Origin of the sequence: Stenotrophomonas sp. GD03819 (assembly GCF_029841665.1) — a bacterium.
GTDB lineage: Bacteria > Pseudomonadota > Gammaproteobacteria > Xanthomonadales > Xanthomonadaceae > Stenotrophomonas > Stenotrophomonas geniculata.
Window position 1 is genome coordinate 1 of record NZ_JAOCEW010000023.1, and the last position, 20272, is coordinate 20272.

The window sequence follows — 20272 nt, forward strand, 5'->3', positions numbered from 1 at the left end:
TTGCTCTTGATCTTCTTCTTTCTCTTCCTGCGGTGGCGGCCGCAGGAAACTGTCCGTGGCCGGGCGGGTGGGCTGGGCGGGGGTGTCAGCCGCATGGGCCCGAGGCATGCCTCGGGCGGGTTGGGCAGGACGCCCAACCCCGGTCTTGCCGTGTGCGCAGGACAGCGCACACGAGCAAGCGGCGACCGAGCTTACATGGACGTACTTGCAGCGGCCCCCAGACAGTCCACCCGCCCGGCCAAACCAAGCATCACTGAAACCCTCACCACCGCAGAGGGGGCTCAGCCCGGTGGCCGGAAAACCTCAATACCCCGCCGCCTGCCCGTCCTTGCGGCTCTCCGAAGCACCGTAGTAAACCCCGGTCTCGGGATCACGCATGATCGCCTGGTACCCGCCATACGGGCCATCGGCGAACACGATGCGATGCCCCTTGCGCATCAGCGCGCGCACCGTTTCATACGGGAAGCCGGTTTCCAGATTCACTTCGCCGCCGTCGGTCATCGCCGTGGCCTGCCCGGTCGGTTCCGTTGAACCTTCGTGCTGGATGCGCGGCGCATCGCCGGCTTCCTGCAGGTTCATCCCGAAGTCCACCAGGTTCATCACGATCTGCGCGTGGCCCTGCGGCTGCATCGCGCCGCCCATCACGCCGAAGCTGGCGTACGGCTTGCCACCCTTGGTGATGAAGGCCGGAATGATGGTCTGGAACGGGCGCTTGCCCGGCGCATAACCGTTGGGATGATTCTTCTGCAACACGAACATCTCGCCACGGTCCTGCAGGATGAAGCCCAGCCCCGGCGGTGCCATGCCACTGCCCATGCCGCGGTAGTTGGACTGGATCAGCGACACCATCATGCCGTCGGCATCGGCCACGGTCATGTAGATCGTGTCGCCCTCCTCCAGCTGCTTCGGCGTGCCCGGCTGCACTTCCTTCAACGCCTTGTCCATCGAGATCAGCGCGCGGCGCTGCGCGGCGTACTCCTTGGAGATCAGCTTCTGCACCGGTGCCGGCTGGAATGCCATGTCGGCGTAGAAGCGTGCACGGTCGGCGAAGGCCAGCTTCTTCGCTTCAACGAACAGGTGCACATGCTCCGGTGAACCGAACGGGATCTTCGAGAAGTCGTAGCCTTCCAGCACGTTGAGTATCTGCAGCGCAGCGATGCCCTGGCTGTTCGGCGGCAGCTCCCACACGTCGTAGCCACGGTAGTTGCTGCTGACCGGCTCGACCCATTCACCATGGTGGTCGGCCATATCCTGGTAACTCAGGTAGCCACCGTTGGCCTTGAAGTAATCACCGATCGTGCGGGCGATGTCACCTTTGTAGAAGGCGTCGCGGCCGCCGTCGGCGATCTTCTGCAGGGTGCTGGCCAGGTTCGGGTTCTTCCACATCTCGCCCTTGCGCGGGGCATGGCCGTTGATCGTGAACTGCTCCTTGAAGCCCGGGTACTGCGACAACTTCGGCACCGAGCGGTCCCAGTAGTACGCGATCACTTCGGCCACCGGGTGCCCTTCGCGGGCATAGCGGATGGCCGGCGCCAGGTTGTCGGCCATCGGCTTGCGGCCGAAGCGGTCGTGCAGCGCGAACCAGCCGTCGACCGCGCCGGGCACCGAGACCGGCAGCGGGCCGGTGGCCGGAATGTCCTTCAGGCCACGGCGCTGGAACTCGGCCAGGGTGAGCGACTTCGGCGAGCGGCCCGAGCCGTTGTAGCCATAGAGCTTCTGCGTCTTCGGGTCCCAGACGATGGCGAACAGGTCGCCGCCGATGCCGTTGCCGGTGGGCTCCATCAGGCCGAGCGCGGCATTGGCGGCAATCGCAGCGTCCACTGCCGAACCGCCGCCCTTCATCACGTCCAGCGCGATCTGGGTGGCCAGCGGCTGCGACGTGGCGGCCATGGCGTGCGGGGCGATCACCTCCGAACGGGTGGCGAAGGTCTGGCCGGTAATGCGGTCGGCGGCGAAGGACAGTGCAGGCATGGCGGCGAGCACGGCGGTGGCGAGCAGGGAACGGGCAAGGCGTCGGGACACGGTCGGGTTCCGATGGAAGGGTGGTGCTCCGATCTTCGCCGCTGCGGCCTTCACGCGGTATCGGGCAGAGGTCATGGGCGATGGTCTTTCGGTGGGTGCGGACCCAAGCCCGCACCCACCAAGGCGAAAACAGCCCGGATTCCGCGCAGAAACCGCTCTGAAAGGAGTGAATTCGGGTTCATCGAAACACTTTCAGCGGCAACCATCCTTGTGCCGCAAGCGATTGCGCTGGATGCGCCGGAAACCGATAGAAAATCCGTCGCGAGGGTTGACAGCGCCGAAATGGCTGTGTTTCTCTCGATCACATGTTGCATCACAACACGCCACCGCGACCCCACATCGAAGCCGCCGACATCGGCGCCGCCTCGCTGCGTTCGATTCTTGTGCTCGTACTTATTACCCAGCCAACAGGTGCGGGACGAGCCAGCGTGTAAGCAACAAACACACCGGAACTCATCAAAACCCGCACCCGCCCCGGTGCGGGTTTTTTCATTTCAGGACCTGGTTTCAGACGCAACCACCATGAACAACGCCAACTTCAAAACCTGGACCAGCACCGCCACGACGCCTCGTAGCGGCTGTGCCTGTGCGACGCATGGCGCCTCCTCCACCGCTTTCCCCTGACCGGCCGGCACGTCACCTTCGACGACCGGCCGTTCTTTTTTCTTCCCACCGCAAGGAACCTCCCCCATGAGCACCAACGACCTGCCCCAGACCAAGATCGCCGTCATCGGCTACGGCAGCCAGGGCCGCGCCCACGCACTGAACCTGCGCGAATCCGGCTTCGACGTGGTGGTAGGCCTGCGTCCGGGCGGCCCGACCGAGGTCAAGGCACAGGCCGATGGCTTCACCGTCAAGGCCCCGGCCGATGCAGTGAAGGATGCCGACCTGGTTGCCGTGCTGACCCCGGACATGGTGCAGAAGAAGCTGTACGACGACGTGCTGGCGCCGAACATGAAGCAGGGTGCGGTGCTGTTGTTCGCGCACGGCCTGAACGTTCATTTCGACATGATCAAGCCGCGTGACGATCTCGACGTGGTACTGGTCGCACCGAAGGGCCCGGGCGCGCTGGTCCGCCGCGAGTATGAAATCGGCCGTGGCGTGCCGTGCATCTGGGCGGTCTACCAGGACAAGAGCGGCAAGGCGGCTGAGTACGCCCTGGCCTATGCAGCCGGCCTCGGCGGCGCCCGCGCCAACCTGATCCAGACCACTTTCAAGGAAGAAACCGAGACCGATCTGTTCGGTGAGCAGGCGGTGCTGTGTGGCGGCGCCTCGGCGCTGGTGCAGGCCGGTTTCGAGACCCTGGTCGAAGCCGGCTACCAGCCGGAGATCGCCTATTACGAAGTACTGCACGAACTGAAGCTGATCGTGGACCTGTTCTACGAAGGTGGCATCTCGCGCATGCTGGAATTCATCTCCGAGACCGCGCAGTACGGCGACTACGTCAGCGGCCCGCGCGTGATCGATGCCGGCACCAAGGCACGCATGAAGGAAGTGCTGAAGGACATCCAGGACGGTACCTTCACCAAGAACTGGGTGGCCGAGTACGAAGCGGGCCTGCCGAACTACAACAAGTTCAAGCAGGCCGACCTGGAACACCCGATCGAGAAGGTAGGCAAGGAACTGCGCGCCAAGATGGTCTGGTTGCAAGGTCAAGCCGCGTAACAACGCGGCACCCCCACCCGCTCTGCAAGGTCCCCCATGAACTCTCCCACACACCGCAGCGCGCCGCCCAACGGCGCGCGCTGGCTGACCCAGGCGCTGGAGGCCGAGGGCGTCCGCACGCTGTTCGGCTATCCCGGCGGCACCATCATGCCGTTCTACGACGCGCTGGTGGATTCGTCGCTGAAGCACATCCTGGTGCGCCACGAGCAGGGTGCAGCGCTGGCGGCCAATGGCTTCGCCCGCGCCAGCGGCCAGGTCGGCGTCTGCGTGGCCACCTCCGGCCCCGGCGCCTCGAATCTGGTCACCGGCATTGCCGACGCGATGCTGGATTCGGTGCCGATGGTCTGCATCACCGGCCAGGTCGGCACGCCGCTGCTGGGCACCGACGCCTTCCAGGAACTGGATGTGTTCGGCCTGACGATGCCGATCGTCAAGCACAGCTGGCTGGTGCGCAGCGTCGATGATCTGCCGCGCGTGGTGGCCGATGCCTTCCGCATCGCCCGCGAGGGCCGTCCCGGCCCGGTGCTGATCGACCTGCCCAAGGATGTGCAGCTGGCCGATGCCAGCCATCTGCCGGTGCATGTGCCCAGCAGCGTCGAACCGCCGCCGGCGCCGGCCGAGGCCGCCATCGCCGAGGCGATCGCCGCACTGGCGGCGGCCGAGAAGCCGGTGGTCTACGCCGGTGGCGGCATCGCGCTGGGTGATGCGGTGCAGGACCTGCGCGACTTCGTCGAGGCCAGCGCCATCCCCACGGTGATGACCCTGCGTGGCCTGGGTGCGCTGCCGGCCAGCCATCCGCAGTCGCTGGGCATGCTGGGCATGCATGGCACCCGCGCGGCCAACATGGCCGTGCAGGAAAGCGACCTGCTGCTGGTGCTGGGGGCGCGCTTCGATGACCGCGCCACCGGCAAGCTGGCCGAGTTCGCGCCATTCGCCCGCGTCGTCCACATCGATGCGGACGCTTACGAGATCTCCAAGCTGCGCAGCGCCGACGTCGCCGTGCCTGGCAATGTCGGCCATGCCATCCGTGCCCTGCGTGCGGCCTTCCCCTCCCCCAGGGCCCACCAGGATGCATGGCGCAAGCGTTGCGCGCAGCACCGCGATCGCTTCGCCGCCCGCTACGATGCACCCGGCCAGCACATCTACGCGCCGGCGTTGCTGAAGCGCCTGAGCGAGCTGGCCCCGGCCGATGCGGTGATCGCCTGCGATGTCGGCCAGCACCAGATGTGGGTGGCCCAGCACTGCCGCTTCAACCACCCGCGCAACCACCTGACCAGCGGCGCGCTGGGCACCATGGGCTTCGGCCTGCCGGCGGCGATGGGCGCGCAGTTCGCCTGCCCCGACCGCACCGTGGTGCTGGTGTCCGGCGATGGCAGCTTCATGATGAACGTGCAGGAGCTGGCGACCATCGCCCGCTGCCGCCTGCCGGTAAAGATCGTGCTGCTGGACAACAGTTCGCTGGGCATGGTGCGGCAGTGGCAGGAGCTGTTCTTCGCCGAGCGTTACAGCGAGATCGACCTGTCCGACAACCCGGACTTCGTGGCATTGGCGCAGGTGTTCGGCATCGCCGCCACCCGCGTCGACAACCGCGACGACGTGGAAGGCGGCCTGGCCGCGCTGCTGGCCGAACCGGGCCCGGCACTGCTGCACGTGGCCATCGATGCACGCGCCAACGTGTGGCCGCTGGTGCCGCCGAACACCGCCAACAGCACGATGCTGGAAAGCAACCCCGCCCATGCCCGCCAGGAGACCCCCAATGCAATACCGGCTTGACCTGGTGCTGCACCCGGCCGAAGGCGCGCTGCTGCGCGTGATCGGCATGGCCGAGCGTCGCGGCTTCGCGCCGCGTGCGATCAGCGGTGCGCCGGTGGCCGCCGACGATGGCCGCTGGCACCTGCAGCTGGTGGTGGATGGCCAGCGCCCGGCGGAAACGCTGTGCCGGCAGATCGAGAAGATCTACGACTGCGTGTCCGTACAGGTCACCGCCGTGGAAGGAGTATCGCCATGAACACCCGTACCGTAGCGACCACGGTGCCGGTACGGAGGCGTCTTCTTCGTCGCCCGTGCCCGCACGCGGCGGTCTTCGGCACCGCGCTGGTGGCCCATGCCGGCCGCTGATGCCAGCCAGGAAAGCGATGTCGGCGACGTAAGCGTCGCCGACGTCCTGGCCGCGCAGGCCCGCCTGCGCCGCTTCCTGCCGCCCACCCCGCTGCACCATGCCGAGCGCTTCGGCACCTGGCTGAAGCTGGAGAACCTGCAGCGCACCGGTTCCTACAAGGTGCGCGGCGCCTTGAACGCTCTGCTGGCCGGCCGCGAACGCGGCGACACCCGTCCGGTGATCTGCGCCTCGGCCGGCAACCACGCCCAAGGCGTGGCCTGGGCCGCCTACCGTCTGGACGTACCGGCCATCACGGTGATGCCGCATGGCGCGCCGGCGACCAAGATCGCCGGCGTCGCCCATTGGGGCGCCACCGTGCGCCAGCACGGCAACAGCTACGACGAGGCCTACGCCTTCGCGGTCGAACTGGCGCGGCGCCACGGCTACCGCTTCCTGTCCGCGTTCGATGATGCCGACGTGATCGCCGGCCAGGGCACGGTCGGCATCGAACTGGCCGCGCATGCCCCTGACGTGGTGATCGTGCCGATCGGCGGCGGTGGACTGGCCTCCGGCGTGGCCCTGGCGCTGAAATCACAGGGCGTGCGCGTGGTTGGTGCACAGGTGGAAGGCGTTGACTCGATGGCGCGCGCGATCCGTGGCGATGTCCGTGAGATTGCCCCCGTCGCCTCGCTGGCCGATGGCGTGCGAGTGAAGATCCCCGGCTTCCTGACCCGCCGCCTGTGCACATCGCTGCTGGACGACGTGGTGATCGTGCGCGAAGCCGAGCTGCGCGAAACCCTGGTGCGGCTGGCGCTGGAAGAACACATCATCGCCGAGGGCGCCGGCGCGCTGGCGCTGGCTGCCGGCCGCCGCGTCGCCGGCCGCCGCAAGTGCGCGGTGGTGTCCGGCGGCAACATCGATGCCGGCGTACTGGCCGGCCTGCTCACCGACATCCGGCCGCGCCCGCCACGCAAGCCGCGGCGACGGCGCAGCGAAACACCCCGCTCGCCCGCCAGGGCCAGCGCGCCGTCCTCCCCCACCTCTCCCCCTTCCCACCTGCAAGCCGCAACGCCCGCTGTCGAGGAGATTTCCCTGTGACCACCATCGAACGAATTACCACCCCGCGCATCCGCATCTTCGACACCACCCTGCGTGACGGTGAGCAGTCCCCCGGCTGCAGCATGAGCCCGCCGCAGAAGCTGGTGATGGCGCGTGCGCTGGACGAACTGGGCGTGGACATCATCGAGACCGGCTTCCCGGCCAGCTCGCAGTCCGACCGCGAGGCAATGGCGCTGATCGGCCGCGAACTGCGCCGCCCGAGCCTGAGCCTGGCGGTGCTGTCGCGCTGCCTGCAGGCCGACATCGAAACTTCCGCACGGGCCCTGGAAGCGGCCGCCAATCCGCGCCTGCACGTGTTCCTGTCGACCAGCCCGCTGCATCGCGAGCACAAGTTGCGGATGACCCGCGAGCAGGTCCTGGAGTCGGTACGCAAGCACGTAGCGCTGGCGCGTTCCTACATCGACGATGTCGAATTCTCGGCCGAGGATGCCACCCGTACCGAGCTGGATTACCTGATCGAGGTCTCGCGCGTAGCGATCGCCGCCGGCGCCACCACCATCAACCTGCCCGACACCGTCGGCTTCACTACGCCGGAAGAAATCCGCGCGATGTTCCAGCAGGTCATCGCCGGCGTCGCCGATGTACCGAACGCCGCCAATGTGATCTTCAGCGCGCACTGCCACAATGATCTGGGCCTGGCCGTGGCCAACTCGCTGGCCGCCATCGAAGGCGGCGCGCGCCAGGTCGAGTGCACCGTCAACGGCATCGGCGAGCGCGCCGGCAACTGTTCGCTGGAAGAGATCGCCATGGTGCTGAAGGTACGCCAGGCCTTCTACGAGCAGGACAGTTCGATCAACACCCCGCGCATCGTCGGCACCTCGCAGTTGCTGCAGCGCCTGGTCGGCATGCCGGTACAGCGCAACAAGGCCATCGTCGGCGCCAACGCGTTCGCCCACGAATCGGGCATCCACCAGCACGGCATGCTGCGCCATCGCGGTACCTACGAAATCATGCGCCCGGAAGACGTGGGTTGGGAGGACTCGCAGATGGTGCTGGGCCGCCACAGTGGCCGCGCCGCTGTTGAAGCGCGCCTGCGTGCGCTGGGCTTCTGGCTGGACGAAGACGAACTGAAACTGGTGTTCGAGCAGTTCAAGGGCCTGTGCGAACAGCAGCGCGTGGTCACCGATGCCGACCTGCAGACGTTGATGCAGGGCGGCTCCAACGCGCAGGGCTACCGCCTGGCCTCGATGACCATCAGCGATGTCGGCAGCCGCGCCAACGCGCTGGTCGAACTGTCCGACCCGGACGGCAACCGCGTGGCCGAGACCGCGCAGGGCGATGGCCCGGTCGATGCGCTGTTCGGCGCGCTGTCGGCCGCTACCGGCGTGCAGCTGATGCTGGACAGCTACCACGTGCACAGCGTCGGCATCGGCGCCGATGCGCGCGGTGAGGCCAACCTGAGCGTGCGCCACGAAGGCGTGGAGTACGACGGCACCGGCACCAGCAAGGACATTATCGAAGCCTCCGCGCTGGCCTGGCTGGATGTGGCCAACCGCCTGCTGCGCCAGCGCCAGGCCACCGCCCACAACAGCACCGACGTTCCCACCCCTGCCACCGCCTGAGGAACCCGCCATGAGCGCCTTCGACACCTTCACCCCGGCCAGCGCCGCTGGCCAGCAGTGGAACGCCCAGGACTATGCGATCGACGCCGGCTTCGTCCCGCTGCTCGGCGGCGCGGTCTCGCGCCTGCTCGACCCGCGCGCCGGTGAGCGCATCCTCGACCTGGGCTGTGGCGATGGCGTGCTCAGCACCGAACTGGCCCTGAGCGGCGCACGCATCCACGGCGTGGATGCCTCGCCGGAACTGGTGATCGCCGCCCGCGCGCGCGGTGTCGATGCCCAGGTGATGGACGGCCACGCACTGTCGTTCGACAGCGAGTTCGATGCAGTGTTCAGCAACGCGGCACTGCATTGGATGGGCACCCCGGACCGCGTGCTGGAAGGCGTACGCCGCGCGCTGCGCCCCGGTGGCCGCTTCGTCGCCGAGTTCGGCGGCCATGGCAACGTGGCCACGATCATCGCGGCCGTGCAGGCCGCACGCGTGGCGCACGGCCATGGCGCCAGCGCCTTCCAGTGGTACTTCCCGACGGCCGATGCCTACGCCGACCGCCTGCGCCAGCATGGCTTCCAGGTGCAGCTGATCGAGTGCACGCCGCGCCCAACGGCATTGCCGACCGGCGTGGCGGGCTGGCTGCGCGTCTTCGCCGCGCCGCTGCTGGACGACCTGCCAGCCGAGGCACGCGCTACGGTGCGCGAGGCCGCCACCGCGCTGCTGGCCGAGCTGCCGCGCAATGCCGCCGGCCAGGCGCTGGCGGACTACGTGCGGCTGCGCGTGCTCGCCCGCCGTCGCTGACTTGACCGTTCCGCTTTCTTTACTGATGTTCGCTATTTCGTACTTCTGCCAGGCATACGCATGACTTCCGCACCCCGCACCCTGTACGACAAACTGTGGGACGCCCACGTGGTGGTTCCCGAATCCGACAGCGCGCCCGCCGTGCTGTACATCGACCTGCACCTGATCCACGAGGTGACCTCGCCGCAGGCATTCACCGAGCTGCGCGAGCGCGGCTTGTCGCCGCGCCGCCCGGACCGCACCAAGGCGACGATGGACCACTCCACGCCGACCCTGCCGGCCGCCGCTGACGGCACGCTGCCCTATGCCAGCGCCGCCTCCGAGGCACAGGTCGCCACGCTGGCGCGCAACTGCGCCAAGCATGGCATCGAGCTGTTCGACATGGCCTCGGACAACCGCGGCATCGTCCACGTGATCGCGCCGGAACAGGGCTTCACCCAGCCGGGCATGACCATCGTCTGCGGCGACAGTCACACCTCCACCCATGGTGCGTTCGGTTCGCTGGCCTTCGGCATCGGCACCAGCGAAGTCGGCCACGTGCTGGCCACGCAGTGCCTGCTGCAGCGCAAGGCCAAGACCTTCGCCATCACCGTTGATGGCCCATTGGCGCCAGGCGTCGGTGCCAAGGACGTGGTGCTGCACATCATCGGCGTGATCGGCGTCAACGGTGGCACCGGCCACGTCATCGAGTTCCGTGGCAGCACCATCGAAGCGATGGACATGGAACAGCGCATGACCCTGTGCAACATGTCGATCGAAGCCGGCGCGCGTGCCGGCATGGTGGCGCCGGACCAGGTCACCTTCGACTTCGTCGCCCGCACGCCGCGCGGCCCCAAGGGCGCCGACTTCGACGCTGCCGTGGCGCGCTGGCAGCAGCTGCGCAGCGATGACGGCGCACGCTTCGACAGCGAAGTGCACATCCACGCCGCCGACATCCGCCCGACCCTGACCTGGGGCACCCATCCGGGCACGGCCATCGCAGTGGACGCGCCGATTCCGGCGGCCAACGATGCCGCCGCACAGAAGGGCCTGGACTACATGCACTTCCAGGCGGGCAAGGCGCTGGCCGGTACGCCGGTGGACGTGGTGTTCGTCGGTTCGTGCACCAATGGCCGCCTGAGCGACATGCGCGAAGTCGCGCAGGTCTTGCGCGGCCGCCGCGTCGCTGACCGCGTGCGCATGCTGGTGGTGCCGGGCTCGGAGATCGTCAAGCGCGAGGCCGAGGCCGAAGGCATCCACGAAATCGTGCGCGCGGCCGGTGCCGAGTGGCGCGAGCCGGGCTGCTCGATGTGCATCGCCATGAACGGCGATCTGGTCGCACCCGGCCAGCTGGCCGTGAGCACCAGCAACCGCAATTTCGAAGGCCGCCAGGGCCCCGGTTCGCGCACGCTGCTGGCGTCGCCGATGAGCGCGGCGTGGGCCGCTGTGAACGGGCACGTTGCCGATACCCGCGAACTGTTCGCACAGGAGGTGGCGTGATGGCCGGTTTCCGTACCCTGACCTCGGCCAGTGTGGTGCTGCGCCAGACCAACATCGACACCGACCAGATCATCCCGGCGCGGTTCCTGTCCACCACCGAACGTGCCGGCCTGGGCCGCAACGCCTTCAATGACTGGCGCTGGCAGGCCGACGGTTCGCCGGTGGCTGACTTCGCCTTCAACCAGCCGCACAACGCCGGCCGCAGCATCCTGCTGGCGGGCCGCAACTTCGGCTGCGGTTCCTCGCGCGAGCATGCGCCGTGGGCACTGACCGACCTGGGCCTGCGTGCCATCGTCAGCAGCGAGATCGCAGATATTTTCCGCGGCAACTCGCTGAAGAACGGCCTGCTGCCGATCGTGCTGGACGAGGCCGACGTACAGGCGCTGATGCAGCGCCCGGACGATGAGCTGACCATCGACGTGGCTGCGCGCGAACTGCGCGCGCCCGATGGCCGCGTCTATTCCTTCCCGCTGGATGGCTTCTCGCAGACCTGCCTGCTGGAAGGCGTCGACCAGTTGGGGTATCTGTTGGGCCGTGTCCCTGAAATCGAACGTTACGAGAGTGAGCATGCACGCTGAGATTGTTGTCCTGCCCGGTGATGGCATCGGCCCGGAAGTGGCCGCCGCGGCAGTGGCCGTCCTGAAGGCCGTCGCCGAACGCTTCAACCACACCTTCACCTTCAGCGAGCACGACATCGGTGGCATCGCCATCGACCGTCATGGCGAACCGCTGCCCGCCTCCACGTTGACTGCCTGCCAGGCCGCCAACGCCGTGCTGCTGGGCGCGGTTGGCGGCCCGAAGTGGTCCGACCCGAACGCCAAGGTGCGCCCCGAACAGGGCCTGCTGGCGATCCGCAAGGCGCTGGGCCTGTACGCCAACCTGCGCCCGGTGCGCACCCACGAAGCCGCGCTGCATGCCTCGCCGATCAAGGCCGAGCTGCTGCAGGGCGTGGACTTCGTGGTGGTGCGCGAACTGACCGGTGGCATCTACTTCGGCGACAAGACCCGCGACGCCGACAGCGCCAGCGACCTGTGCCGCTACACCGTGGCCGAGATCGAACGCGTGCTGCGCAGTGCCTTCCGCCTGGCGCAGCAGCGTCGCGGCAAGGTCACCTCGGTGGACAAGGCCAACGTGCTGGAAACCTCGCGCCTGTGGCGTGACGTGGCCGCGCGCATCGGCCGCGAGGAGTTCCCGGACGTTGCCCTGGAGCACCAGCTGGTCGATTCAATGGCCATGCACCTGCTGGCCAAGCCGCGCGAGTACGACGTGATCGTGACCGAGAACATGTTCGGCGACATCCTCACCGATGAAGCCTCGATGCTGGCCGGTTCGCTGGGCCTGCTGCCGTCGGCCTCGCTGGGTGAGCCGGGCGCCGTGGGCATCTACGAGCCCATCCACGGTTCAGCCCCGGACATCGCCGGCAAGGGCATCGCCAATCCGTACGCAACGATCTTCAGCGCAGCGATGCTGCTGCGCCATTCGCTGGGCCTGGAAGCCGAAGCCGCCGCGGTGGAAGCGGCCGTGCATGCGGTGCTGGATGATGGGGTGTTCACTGCCGACCTGGCCGCCAAGGGCCAGGCCGTGAGTACCGCCGCCGCCACGGATGCGGTGCTGGCCAAACTCAACTGATCCGATGGCGCCACTCCATGCGTGGCGCCTCTCCCTTTGGTCATTGTGCGCAGCCACCCATGGGGTGGCTCTACTGTAAATCCACGCCATGCGTGGATCGTTCGAATGTCGCGCAGCAGATCCACGCCATGCGTGGCTGCCTTACTTGGTGGTGTACCCACCATTGACCAGAATCGTCTGCCCGGTCATCCACCAGCCATCGGTCACCAGGAAGCGGATCCACGGCACGATATCGGCGATATCGGTCAGGCCGGTGCGGGTGAATGCGGACAGCGCCGCCGCGGTCTTGTGATACGCCTGCGCATCGGCGCTCTCGGCCGGGTAGAAGAACGGCGTGTCCATCGGACCAGGGCCGATCGCGGTCACCGAAATGCCGCGCTCACCGAACTCCTTCGACGCCGCGCGGGTGAAGTGCTCGACTGGCGCCTTGGTACCGGCGTAGCTGGAATAGAACGGCGTGTAGGCACCCAGCAATGAGGTGACCAGGGTGCAGATGCGACCACCGTCGTTGACGTGGCGGCCGGCTTCCTTGAGGAAGAAGAACGCCGCCTTGGCGTTGACCGCGCTCATCTCGTCGTACTCCGCTTCGCTGATGTCCAGCAGCGGTTTCTTCAATACCTTGCCGACCGTATTGATGGCGATGTCGGGACGGCCGACTGCGGCCACGGCATCGGCGAACAAGCGCTCCATCGCTGCCGCCGAGGTCAGGTCCCCCTGCAGGGCCACCGCCTTGCTGCCGGCGGCCTGCACGGCGGCGACGGTCGCCTCTGCATCGGCCTGGGTGGCGGCGCTGTTGTAGTGGATGACGATGGCTTTGGCGCCCTGTGCAGCGAAGTCGCGGGCGATCAGGCCGCCCAGGTTCTTGGCGCCACCAGCGATCAGCACGGTCTTGCCCTTGAGGGAATGGTCGGTCATGGCTTCGGTCTCGGGGAGGAGGCTGCCCGGGGTGGCAACCCTGCCCTGACGACGATATCGTGCAGAAAAAGCGGATAAAGCCCGCCACATTGACTTAACTTTCCAGAGCCAGCGAACAATGGACCGGATCGATCGCTTCCGCATCTTCACCCGGGTGGTGGAGTGCGCCAGCTTCACCCGCGCCGCCGACCAGCTCGGCCTACCCCGCTCCACCGTCTCGGCAGCCATTGCGGAGCTGGAGCAGCGGCTCGGCACCCGCCTGCTGCAGCGCTCGACCCGCCGGGTGTCCACCACCCATGATGGCGACGTGTTCCATGCCCGCTGCCTGCGCCTGATCGCCGAAGTCGAAGACGCTGAATCGCTGTTCCGGCAGGACGACGCGCAACCGGTCGGTTTGCTGAAGATCGACGTGCCCAGTCGCATCGGCCGTCGCATCATCGCTCCGGCGCTGCCCGGGTTCTTCGCGCAGTATCCGCAGGTGGAAGTCGACCTGGGCATGACCGACCGCGCGGTGAACCTGATCGAAGACGGTTGCGATGCGGTGCTGCGGGTCGGTCAGCTGGGTGACTCCAGCCTGGTGGCGCGCACACTGGGACAACTCGACTTCGTCAACGTTGCCGCGCCAGCCTACCTGCGCGAGCATGGTGTACCGGAGCATCCTGCCGACCTGCAGCAGCACCGCGCGGTGAACTATGCGTCGCCGACCACGGCACGGGTGGAACCGTGGGAGTGGCAGGACGGCGGCCAGCTGCGCACGCTGCCGATGCCCGGCTGGGTGCGGGTGAACAGCGCCGAGGCGTCGATCGCGTGCTGCGTAGCCGGACTGGGCTTGCTGCAGATTCCGCGCTACGACGTGCAGGCGGAACTGCAATCCGGCGAACTGGTGGAAGTGATGCCGCAGTATGTGGCGCAGCCGTTGCCGGTGACTCTGTTGCAACCGCATCGGCACCACCGTGCGCTGCGCGTGCAGGTGTTCATCGAATGGCTGCTGCCGGTGCTGCGGAGCGGCCTGCAGCTGCAATAGCTCCACGCCATGCGTGGATGCATGCATCCGTGCCAACCAAGGTTGGCACCTACCAGAGGCGGTGGCCGTAGAACCCGGGGCGTTATGCCCCGGATTCGTCCGGCTTCACCCGGAACCACGCCGCGTACAGCGCCGGCAGGAACACCAGGGTCAGCACCGTGCCCACGATCAGGCCACCCATGATCGAAATCGCCATCGAGCCATAGAACGCACTGCGCGACAGCGGAATCATCGCCAGCACCGCCGCCAGCGCGGTCAGCACGATCGGGCGGAAACGGCGCACCGTGGCATCGATGATCGAATGCCAGCGATCATGCCCGGCATCGATATCCTGCTGGATCTGGTCGATCAGGATCACCGAGTTGCGCATGATCATGCCCGCCAGTGCAATCGTGCCCAGCAGCGCCACGAAGCCGAACGGCGCGCGGAACAGCAGCAGGAACAACGTCGCACCGATGATGCCCAGCGGCGCGGTTACCAGCACCATCGCCGCACGCGAGAAGCTGCGCAGCTGCAGCATCAGCAGCGTGGCCACCACCACCAGGAACAGCGGCATGCCGGCCTTGATCGAGTTCTGGCCACGGGCCGAATCCTCCACCGTACCGCCGGTCTCCAGCAGGTAGCCACTGGGCAGTTCAGCGCGGATCCCGTCCAGCGTCGGCAGGATCTGGTGCACCACGTCCAGCGGCTGCATGCCGTCGCTGATGTCGGCACGCACGGTCACCGTCGGCAACCGGTTGCGGTGCCAGATGATGCCGTCCTCAAAGCCATACTCCATCGTCGCCACCTGCGACAGCGTGATGCTGCCGCCGTTGGCGGTCGGCATCGACAGGCTGGACAGCAGCTCCAGCTGGTTGCGCTCATCAGCCGGACCACGCAGCAGCATCTCGATCTGGCGGTTGCCTTCGCGGTACACGCTCACCGACTGCCCAGCCAGCGAACTGGACAGGAACTGGCTGACCTGGGCACTGCTCACGCCCAGCGCGCGGGCGCGCTCCTGGTCGATCACCAGCCGCACTACCTTGCTCGGCTCGCTCCAGTCCAGGTTCACGTTCATCACGTGTGGGTTCTCACGCACCTTGGCTTCGACCTGGCGCGCGATCGCCTGCACCTTCTCGATGTGCTCGCCGGAAATACGCATCTGCACCGGATAGCCGACCGGCGGGCCGTTCTCCAGGCGGGTCACGCGCATCTGCACGTCCGGGAACTTCGGAATCACTTCGTGCAGCAGCCAGTCACGGGTGCTTTCGCGCGATTTGATGTCCTTGGCCAGCACCACGAACTGGGCGAAGTTGGTGGCCGGCAGCTGCTGGTCCAGCGGCAGGTAGAAGCGCGGCGAACCGGTGCCCACGTAGGAGACGTAGTTGGCAATGCCCTCGCGGCTGGACAGCAGCTTCTCCAGCTTCTCGGCCTGGGCCTGGGTCGAGCGCAGCGACGCGCCCTCGGCCAGCTCGATGTCCACCATCAATTCCGGCCGGGTCGAATCCGGGAAGAACTGCTGCGGCACGAAGCGGAACATCATCAGCGAGAACACGAACAGCGCGATGGTCGCGGCGATCACCCACCAGCGGTGACGCAGGCAGCCATCGAGGAAGCGACGGAAACTGCGGTAGAACGGGCGCTGGTACGGATCATGGTCATGCCCGTGCTGCGGCGGCGCGATCAGGTTGGCCAGCGCCGGGTAGCGGTCGGCCCACTGCTGGCGCCTGGCCAGCCAGCGCGCGGACAGGCTGCCCGGCTTCGGCGGCTGCGGATTGAACAGGTCCGGCAGCATCTTGTCGCCCAGGTACGGGATGAACAGCACCGCCGCGATCCACGACACCACCAGCGCGATGGTCACCACCTGGAACAGCGAGCGGGTGTACTCACCGGTGCTCGATGCCGCGGTAGCGATCGGCAGGAAGCCGGCCGCCGTGATCAGCGTACCGGTCAGCATCGGGAACGCAGTTGATTCCCAAGCAAAACTGGCCGCGCGCAGGCGGTCGTAACCCTGTTCCATCTTGGTGGCCATCATCTCCACCGCGATGATCGCATCGTCCACCAGCAGGCCCAGCGCCAGCACCAGCGCACCCAGCGAGATCTTGTGCAGGCCGATGTCGAAGTAGTGCATGACGAAGAACGTCATCGCCAGCACCAGCGGGATGGTCACGCCCACCACCAGACCGGTGCGCAGGCCCAGCGAGAAGAAGCTGACCAGCAGCACGATCACCACCGCCTCGGTCAGTACCTGCACGAACTCGCCGACCGACTCTTCCACCGACTGCGGCTGGTCGGACACCTTGCGCAGCTGCATACCGGCCGGCAGGGTCTTCTGCAGGCGTTCGAACTCGGCATCGAGGTTGGCGCCGAGCTTGAGGATGTCACCGCCATCCTTCATCGCCACCGCCAGCCCAATCGCCTCTTCACCCATGAAGCGCATCTTCGGCGACGCGGGATCGGCGAAGCCACGCTTGACCTCGGCGATATCGCCCAGGTGTACGGTGCGGTCACCGGCGCGGATCGGGAACTGGCGGATCGCTTCGATGTCGTTGAACTGGCCGGTCACGCGCAGCTGCACGCGATCGGTGGCGGTCTCGAAGAAGCTGGTGCCGGTCACCGCATTCTGGTCGGCCAGTGCCTGCTGCACCTGCTGCATCGACACGCCCAGCGTGGCCAGCCGGGTGTTGGACAGCTCGATCCACACCTTCTCGTCCTGCAGGCCGACCAGGTCGATCTTGCCGACGTCGGGCACGCGCTGCAGTTCCAGCTGGATGCGGTCGGCGTAGTCACGCATCACCGCGTAGTCGAAGCCCTTGCCGGTCAACGCATAGATGTTGCCGTAGGTATCGCCGAACTCATCGTTGAAGAACGGGCCGACGATCTCGCGCGGCAGCGTCGGGCGGATGTCACCCACGCGCTTGCGCACCTGGTACCAGAGGTCCGGAATCTGCCTGGAACGCAGGCTGTCGCGGGCCATGAAGATGACCTGCGATTCACCCGGGCGCGAGTACGAGCGGATGAACTCGTACTCGCCGGTGTTCATCAACGCCTTCTCGATCGGCTCGGTCACCTGCCGCGAGACCTGCTCGGCGGTGGCGCCCGGCCACAGCGTGCGCACCACCATCGCCTTGAAGGTGAACGGCGGGTCTTCGGACTGGCCCAGATGCTTGTACGACCATGCGCCGATGAGGGCGAAGGCGAGCATCGCAAACAACACCAGCGGACGATTGGCCAGCGCCCACTCGGAAAGATTGAAGCGGCGCACCGGCTTACTCCTTGGCCTTGGCGGCAGCCGCCGGCGTAGCCGGCTTCAGCACCGGGCGGTTCTGACGATCCACCGCGATCACCGGCTGGCCGGCGCGCAGCAGGTGTCCGCCGGCAGCAACCACCCAGTCACCCGCGTTCACGCCGGACAGTACCGGTACCGTCTCGCTGCCAAACGCCCCAGTGGTGACCGCTGCGGCCTTCAGCGTACTGTTGGCCGGATCGACCACCCACACGCTGGCGGCACCGTTGGCACCGCGCTGCAGTGCGCCCAGCGGCAGCTGCAGGGTGCCGTGGCGGCCGGCGCTGCTGTAGACGCGTGCGCTCTGGCCCAGTTCGACATCGGCCAGCGCATCGGCGGCCAGGCTGACGCGGGTGGCATAGGTGCGTGCCTGCGGATCGGCGGCGGCGGCAATCTCGCGGATTGTGCCCGGCAGGCGCTGCCCCGGGCGGTTCCACAACTCCACCTCGACCGGCTGACCCACCGCATAGTCGCGGATGGTGGCCTCGGGCAGGTCGATCAGCACTTCGCGGCCACCATCGGCGGCCAGGTTGAAGATGGTCTGTCCGGCGGACACCACCTGCCCGGCCTCGGCCTCGCGGCTGGCGATCACGCCGTCAGCCGGTGCGCGCAGCTGCGCGTAGTCGGCCTGGTTGCGCAGCACATCGAGGTTGGCGCGGGCGGCGTTGGCCTGGCCCTGCGCCGCTTTGAAGGCGGCGGACTGCTGGTCCAGCTGCGAACGGCTGACCAGTTGCTGGTCGGCCAGCACCTGGTAGCGCTTGAGGTCGTCGCGGGCACGCACCAGGTCGGCTTCAGCTGCGGCCAGCTGCGCCTGCGAAGCGCGGGCCTGCAATGCGAAGTCGGCTGCATCCAGCTCGGCCAGCACGTCGCCCTTCTTTACCCGCTGCCCGGCATCGACATGGCGCTTGACCAGGTTGCCACCGACGCGGAACGACAGCGGGCTTTCCTGCCGGGCACGCACCGTGCCCGGGAACGCCGCCGGCGCCTGTCCGGCCTGTTCGCCGGGGTGAACCACCAGTACCGGCACGGCCGCCTGCGGCGCCTGTTCCTGTCCCGAACAGGCTGCCAGCGCAGCCACCCACACCATACCGCCCATCCAGCGCACGATCTTCATCGGTCAACGTCCTGAAAACGCAGGGTTGCAACAAGGGGGAGCCGCGACTGCCGGCCCAATTTAATAAACCGGCCGGTATAGTATAAATATCGAACCGCTTGGTCTAGTATTGTTGCGATGAGTTCTTCCACTTCCCGCAAGCCGTCGGCCAAGCCTGCTGCCAAGGCCGCCGGACCCGGGCGCCCCAAGGATCTGGGCAAGCGCGCGGCGATCCTTGAAGCAGCCAAGGTACTGTTCATCGAACAGGGCTATACCGGCGTGAGCATGGACGCCATTGCCGCCCAGGCCGGCGTCTCGAAGCTGACCGTGTACAGCCACTTCGGCGACAAGGAAACCCTGTTTTCCGAGGCCGTGCAGTCCAAGTGCATTGAAATGCTGCCCGATGCCCTGTTCGTGGCCGACGCGGACGGCCCGCTGCGCGACCAGTTGATCGGCATCGGCCTGGCCTTCTTCGAGCTGATCACCTCCGATGCGGCGATCTCGATCCAGCGCATGATGATGGCGCCGGAGACCGATGAACGCCTGCGCGAGCTGTTCTGGAAGGCAGGCCCGGAGCGCACCTGCGAGGCCCTGGCTGACTTCCTGCGGGCACGCGCCGAGCGCGGCGAACTGGACATCACCGACTATTCGCTGGCTGGCGAGCAGTTCCTGACCCTGGTCAAGGGCGAAGTGCACATGCATATGATGTGCGGCATGCCACTGTCACCGGTGGAGTGCGACCCTCTTGCCCATGTGACCGCCAGCATCGACTTCTTCCTGCGCGCTTATGCGCCGCGAGGGGCCGGGACGGCTGAATAACCAAAACTGAACGAACCGGAGGTCGCGATGACTTCCGGCACTGCGACCCCGGCCACCCGGCAGCTGATGCTCTGGGCGCGCCGCCGGCCTCCGGCACCGGTAAAATGGCCGGCCCACTGCGCTGGATTTGAACCTCATGACGATTGATTACGCCCACGCCCGCGAACTGATGGTGGAACAGCAGATCCGTCCCTGGGACGTGCTGGACATCAAGGTGCTCGACGTCCTGGCCCGCCTGCCGCGCGAGGCCTTTGTCGCCGATGCACACCGGGCGCTGGCCTACGCCGATGTCGAACTGCCGATCGGCCATGGCCAGAAGATGATGAAGCCGGTCATCGAGGGCCGTACCCTGCAGGCACTGGATCTGCAGCCGGGTGACGAAGTGCTGGAAATCGGCACCGGCAGCGGCTTCCTGGCAGCCTGCATCGGCGCGCTGGCGCGCGACGTGCTGAGCCTGGAGATCGACCCGGAACTGGCCGCCGCCGCGCGTGCCCGCCTGGATGCTTCCGGCCTCGGCACCAACGTCCGCGTGGACGTGGCTGACGCCCTGTCCTGGCAGACCGAACGCCGCTTTGACGTGATCTGTGTCACTGGTGCGGTCGACGTGGTGCCGTCACAGTTCGCCTCGTGGCTGCGTCCGGGTGGTCGCCTGTTCGTGATCCACGGCCGCTCGCCGGCGATGGAGGCCCTGCTGGTCAAGGCCGACGGCAGCACCGAGTCCCTGTTCGAGACCGATATCGATTACCTGCGCGGTGCCGCCCCGGCACCCCAGTTCCACCTCTGAGTCCAAGG

General features: G+C 67.2%; 16 protein-coding genes. 12 read left to right on the forward strand and 4 right to left on the reverse strand.

Features of this window, described 5'->3' with window-relative positions; all coding sequences use genetic code 11:
• Positions 1–303: 303 nt before the first annotated feature.
• Entirely contained in the window at positions 304–2097 is a 1794-nt protein-coding gene (ggt, locus tag N5D45_RS14470) for a gamma-glutamyltransferase (protein WP_279939207.1), read from the reverse strand.
• A 615-nt stretch (positions 2098–2712) separates the two neighbouring features.
• On the opposite strand from ggt, the gene ilvC reads away from it, so the two are divergent.
• The 9 genes from ilvC to leuB all read left to right on the forward strand — a co-directional run bounded on the left by ilvC (position 2713) and on the right by leuB (position 12364).
• Positions 2713–3687 (forward strand): ketol-acid reductoisomerase, encoded by a 975-nt coding sequence (gene ilvC, locus N5D45_RS14475; RefSeq protein ID WP_010480761.1) that lies wholly within the window; start codon positions 2713–2715, stop codon positions 3685–3687.
• 36 nt (positions 3688–3723) lie between these two features.
• Positions 3724–5460 (forward strand): acetolactate synthase 2 catalytic subunit, encoded by a 1737-nt coding sequence (gene ilvG, locus N5D45_RS14480; protein WP_043400196.1) that lies wholly within the window; start codon positions 3724–3726, stop codon positions 5458–5460.
• Entirely contained in the window at positions 5444–5695 is a 252-nt protein-coding gene (locus N5D45_RS14485) for an ACT domain-containing protein (protein ID WP_005410947.1), read from the forward strand. The genes ilvG and N5D45_RS14485 overlap by 17 nt, the downstream gene beginning before the upstream one ends.
• 96 nt (positions 5696–5791) lie before the next feature.
• The gene (locus N5D45_RS14490; RefSeq protein WP_057503970.1) at positions 5792–6883 is read left to right on the forward strand and encodes a threonine dehydratase; all 1092 of its coding nucleotides are present in this window, start codon (positions 5792–5794) and stop codon (positions 6881–6883) included.
• Positions 6880–8466, forward strand: coding sequence for a 2-isopropylmalate synthase (locus N5D45_RS14495; protein WP_019338809.1), 1587 nt, complete (start codon positions 6880–6882; stop codon positions 8464–8466). Before N5D45_RS14490 ends, N5D45_RS14495 begins: the two co-directional genes overlap by 4 nt.
• Before the next feature lie 10 nt (positions 8467–8476).
• Complete coding sequence (locus N5D45_RS14500) at positions 8477–9256, forward strand: class I SAM-dependent methyltransferase (RefSeq protein ID WP_057503969.1); 780 nt, start codon at positions 8477–8479, stop codon at positions 9254–9256.
• Between the two features lie 60 nt (positions 9257–9316).
• A complete protein-coding gene (gene leuC, locus N5D45_RS14505) occupies positions 9317–10735 on the forward strand; it encodes a 3-isopropylmalate dehydratase large subunit (RefSeq protein ID WP_043400189.1) in 1419 nt (472 codons plus the stop codon).
• Positions 10735–11313, forward strand: coding sequence for a 3-isopropylmalate dehydratase small subunit (gene leuD, locus N5D45_RS14510; RefSeq protein ID WP_043400186.1), 579 nt, complete (start codon positions 10735–10737; stop codon positions 11311–11313). The genes leuC and leuD overlap by 1 nt, the downstream gene beginning before the upstream one ends.
• Entirely contained in the window at positions 11303–12364 is a 1062-nt protein-coding gene (leuB, locus tag N5D45_RS14515; RefSeq protein ID WP_279939209.1) for a 3-isopropylmalate dehydrogenase, read from the forward strand. Before leuD ends, leuB begins: the two co-directional genes overlap by 11 nt.
• Before the next feature lie 141 nt (positions 12365–12505).
• Here leuB and N5D45_RS14520 read toward each other — a convergent pair whose 3' ends face one another.
• Entirely contained in the window at positions 12506–13279 is a 774-nt protein-coding gene (locus N5D45_RS14520) for an SDR family oxidoreductase (RefSeq protein WP_191863795.1), read from the reverse strand.
• A gap of 118 nt (positions 13280–13397) precedes the next feature.
• On the opposite strand from N5D45_RS14520, the gene N5D45_RS14525 reads away from it, so the two are divergent.
• Positions 13398–14303: a LysR family transcriptional regulator gene (locus N5D45_RS14525; RefSeq protein WP_279939210.1), complete on the forward strand. Its 906-nt coding sequence runs from the start codon at positions 13398–13400 to the stop codon at positions 14301–14303.
• An 82-nt stretch (positions 14304–14385) separates the two neighbouring features.
• Here N5D45_RS14525 and N5D45_RS14530 read toward each other — a convergent pair whose 3' ends face one another.
• Together N5D45_RS14530 and N5D45_RS14535 are read right to left on the reverse strand one after the other, a co-directional pair.
• Complete coding sequence (locus N5D45_RS14530; protein ID WP_260363592.1) at positions 14386–17547, reverse strand: efflux RND transporter permease subunit; 3162 nt, start codon at positions 17545–17547, stop codon at positions 14386–14388.
• Positions 17548–17551: 4 nt separating this feature from the next.
• A complete protein-coding gene (locus N5D45_RS14535; protein WP_010480785.1) occupies positions 17552–18682 on the reverse strand; it encodes an efflux RND transporter periplasmic adaptor subunit in 1131 nt (376 codons plus the stop codon).
• A gap of 117 nt (positions 18683–18799) precedes the next feature.
• Between N5D45_RS14535 and N5D45_RS14540 the strand changes: the two genes are divergently transcribed.
• Both N5D45_RS14540 and N5D45_RS14545 read left to right on the forward strand, forming a co-directional pair.
• On the forward strand, positions 18800–19480 hold the full coding sequence (locus N5D45_RS14540; protein ID WP_019338820.1) for a TetR/AcrR family transcriptional regulator: 681 nt from the start codon (positions 18800–18802) through the stop codon (positions 19478–19480).
• A 136-nt stretch (positions 19481–19616) separates the two neighbouring features.
• On the forward strand, positions 19617–20264 hold the full coding sequence (locus tag N5D45_RS14545) for a protein-L-isoaspartate O-methyltransferase (RefSeq protein ID WP_019338821.1): 648 nt from the start codon (positions 19617–19619) through the stop codon (positions 20262–20264).
• Positions 20265–20272 lie beyond the last annotated feature (8 nt).